We start from the raw sequence: 4,066 nt of genomic DNA on the forward strand, positions 1-4,066 counted from the left end.
GGGCAGCGAGATCCCCCCAACCCCCCTTGGAAAGGGGGGCGAAAGAGAAAAAATCTTTGCTGCTGCACCACAAGCACGACAGCAAATGCTAGAAAGTTATTTGATCGAATGGCTGGCGGGCGCGCTACAAATTCCCCTGACTCAACTCAATCCGCAGCAGTCTCTAGCATTTTTAGTTGACTCCTTGATAGCATTTGAACTCAGGCGGCGGATCGAAGTCGATTTACAAGTGCAAGTGCCAATAGAGCGGTTTTTTGGTGACGGGAATATAGCTCAAATCGCTGAATTTCTGCGCGATCGATTAGTCTTATCGCATCTGACTTCCTCATCTGTTTCCACTACCGATCGCGATCCAGCAGAAAGGGAAAAATTAAGTTTTTAACCCAAACTCAATTCCAGTTGCCAGTTAAAATTTTTGACTTTTAACTTTTGACTTTTGACTTTTAACTTAATCTTATGGATTTACATTCACTTTTAACTCATCTTTCTCAACAAGGCATTAAATTATCTACTAACGGAGATCTATTAGAAGTTGATGCGCCCAAGGGCGTGCTGACTCCAGAACTGCGTAACTCGCTGGCTCAGCACAAAACAGAAATTCTCTTGTTGCTGCGTCAAATTGACGCGAATACAAGTGGTGCTGACTTACCAGCAATAGTACCAGCTCCAGATTGGCGCTACGAACCTTTTCCCTTGACTGATATGCAACACGCCTTTTGGGTGGGTCGTAGTGGGGTGTTCGAGCTGGGTCATGTTGCCAATCACGGTTACTACGAGATTGAATCTCACAACCTAGACTTGGAAAGGTTGAACTGGGCGCTGCAACAATTAATCGATCGCCATGATATGCTGCGGGCTGTGGTGTTGCCGGATGGTCGGCAGCAGATTCTTAAACAAGTACCTGCTTACCAAATTCAAGTTTTAGATTTAAGAGGGCAAGACGAGGCGTTTGTCAAGTCTCAACTCGAAGAAATTCGCGATCGCCTGTCGCATCAAGTTTTGCCAGCTGACAAGTATCCCTTATTTGAGTTTCGGGTCACCCGTTGGGATGGTGAGCGCGTGCGGCTACACGTCAGTTACGATTTACAAGTCTTTGATGCCTGGAGCCTATTTCGCCTCTTTGACGAGTGGTTTCAACTGTACCAAAGTCCTCAAATAGAATTGCCACCACTAGAACTTTCATTTCGAGATTACGTGTTGGCAGAGCAAGCTTTACAAAAAACTCAATTATACGAGCGATCGCAAGAGTATTGGTTGAGCCGTCTAGACTCAATTCCTCCGGCTCCTGACTTACCTTTGGCTCAAAATCCCAGCGCAATTAAACAGCATCGGTGTCGGCGTTATGCTGGGCGATTAGAGCGCCGCGAATGGCAGCAGTTAAAACAACGCGCTGCTCAAGCAGGTTTGACTCCCTCTGGAGTTTTACTGGCTGCTTTTGCCGAAATCTTGACTGTTTGGAGTAAAAACCCGCAATTTACGATCAATCTAGCTCTATTTAATCGTCTGCCACTACATCCTCAAGTCAATGACATTTTGGGCGACTTCTCTTCTGTGACGCTGTTAACTGTAGACAATTCAACCCCAGAGCCATTTACGCACCGCGCTGTCCACCTCCAGAAACAACTGTGGCAAGATTTGGAACACCGCTATTTTAGTGGCGTGCGGGTGACGCGAGAACTTGCTCGGAGAAAAGGTACAGCTCCTAGCGCCATGCCAGTTGTATTCACTAGCACTTTGGGCTTTGGCGCGATCGGTCAAGAGACTTTGACATTTAGCCGATTCGGAGAGATGGTTTACGGCATCAGCCAAGCGTCTCAGGCTTGGATGGACGTGCAAGTTTGGGAAGAAAAGGAAATATTAACGTTTAACTGGGATGTGGTTGAGGAACTCTTCCCTAAAGGTCTGATTGCAGATATGTTTGGAGCATATTGCCGTTTGCTCGAACAACTAGCTACTTCCGAGTCAGTTTGGCAGGAAACAAGCAGGCAACTGATACCTCCTACTCAGTTGGTGCAGCGAGATGCTATCAATGCGACTGACGCACCTGTTTCTGATGATTTGCTGCATACGTTGTTTGCCGCACAAGTATCCGCACGGGCAAATGCAACCGCCATCGTGTCACCCCAGCGCAATTTGACTTACCGGGAACTATCCGAATTATCCAATGCGCTCGGTCACAAACTGCGATCGCTGGGCGCAACTCCTAATAAATTAGTCGCTGTGGTGATGGAAAAGGGATGGGAGCAAATTGTTGCAGTTATGAGCATTCTGGCAGCTGGTGCAGCCTATGTTCCCATCGACCCTGAATTACCGCAAGAACGCTTGTTTTATTTGCTAGAAAATAGCGAGGCTGAAATTGTCTTAACTCAATCTTGGTTGAATGAAAAACTAGAGTGGTTGCCAGGATTGCAACGGCTATGTGTGGATAAAGAAGAAATTGCGATCGCCCAGCCCCTACAGCCAATTCAGTCACCTGACGATCTAGCGTATGTCATCTATACCTCTGGTTCTACAGGTTTGCCCAAAGGGGTGATGGTGACTCATCGCAACGTTGTGAATGTCGTCGTCCACACCAACCAGCGCTTTAACGTTAGTCCCCAAGACCGCATCCTGGCTTTGACTGCTCTCAACCACGATTTATCTGTCTACGACATATTTGGATTGTTGAGTGCTGGGGGTACAATTGTCATTCCCGATGCTTCTAGAGTGAAAGATCCTAGCCATTGGAGCGAGTTAATGGCGCGGGAAAAAGTGACGCTGTGGAATTCAGTCCCCGCCATGATGGAGATGTTGGTAGATTATGTCGAGCAGCAATCTGGGGTACTACCTGAAGGTTTGCGTTTGGCAATTTTAGGTGGAGATTGGTTGCCCGTTTCCCTGCCCAATCGCCTCAAAGCTTTAGCAGTAGGGGTAAAAATTCTGAGTATTGGTGGTCCCACCGAGACGACAATTTGGAATATTGGCTATCCGATCCAAGAAGTTGACCCAGAGTGGAAAAGCATTCCCTACGGTCAGCCAATGGCTAACTCCAAATACTATATTTTGAACGAAGCTTTAGAAGACTGTCCTATTTGGGTTCCCGGTCAAATGTACTGTGCTGGCGTGCAGTTAGCAAAAGGCTACTGGCGCAATGAAGATAAGACACGCGAGAATTTTATCACTCATCCACGCACGGGCGATCGCCTCTACCGCACGGGCGATCTAGGGCGCTATCTGCCGGATGGCAATATTGAATTTTTGGGACGAGTTGATTTCCAAATTAAACTGCGGGGATACCGGATTGAAGCGGGAGAAATTGAAGCAGCTTTAATGCAACATCCTGCCGTGCGTCAAGCAGTCGTTACTGTAGTTGGTGAAGCATATGTAGCTCGGCTATTAGCCTATGTCGTGCTTAACCAGGAGATTTATACAGATGAATTGCGCCATTTCTTGCACGATAAATTGCCAGATTATATGTTGCCTTCAGCCTTTGTTGTCCTAAATGCTTTACCACTGTCAGCAAATGGTAAAGTGGATCGCCGCGCGCTGCCTCTTCAAGAGAGTTTGCTTCAGAAAGTTGAAGTTGCTTATGTTGCGCCTCAGAGCGATATCGAACAGAAGATTGTTGCTGTTTGGCAAGATATTTTAGAAATCGAAAAAGTAGGAGTCAATGATAACTTTTTTGACATTGGCGGCGATTCTTTATCGATAACAAAAGTTTACGGTAAGTTGCATAAACTTCTCCCCAATGAGATAAGATCGATCTCATTGCTCGATTTATTTAAGTATTCAACGATCGCGACGTTAGCCAAACATTTCAATCGAGAAAATAAACCTGCTTTACAAGAACAGGACGTTGAGCTAGAGCAAGAATTGACAGCAGGTAAAAATCGGCTGAAACGACGTTTGCAAAAATCAGTTGAAGTTTGATCGTCAAATTGTTTTGTCACGAAATTTAAACACAGAAAAAAGCGATCGTATCGAACTTTGTCAGAAAGTTACTAAATAGCCAAAAAGAGTTTTGAAATCAATAAAACTGTCATGAGTTTTGAACAAAATGGATTAGAGATAGCTGTGATTGGTGTTT

The 4,066-nt window shown here is 45.7% G+C and carries 2 protein-coding genes; both read left to right on the top strand.

The genetic code is table 11. The features are described from left to right. Nucleotides 1-382: acyl carrier protein (locus C7Y66_RS30015; protein WP_199197734.1), on the top strand; the 382-nt coding region annotated here is incomplete at its 5' end. 74 nt (nt 383-456) lie between these two features. Continuing rightward, on the top strand, nt 457-3,909 hold the full coding sequence (locus C7Y66_RS30020; RefSeq protein WP_106548333.1) for a non-ribosomal peptide synthetase: 3,453 nt from the start codon (nt 457-459) through the stop codon (nt 3,907-3,909). The last annotated feature ends 157 nt before the right edge of the window (nt 3,910-4,066 follow it).

Origin of the sequence: Chroococcidiopsis sp. CCALA 051 (genome assembly GCF_003015105.1) — a bacterium.
Classification (GTDB): domain Bacteria; phylum Cyanobacteriota; class Cyanobacteriia; order Cyanobacteriales; family Chroococcidiopsidaceae; genus Chroococcidiopsis; species Chroococcidiopsis thermalis.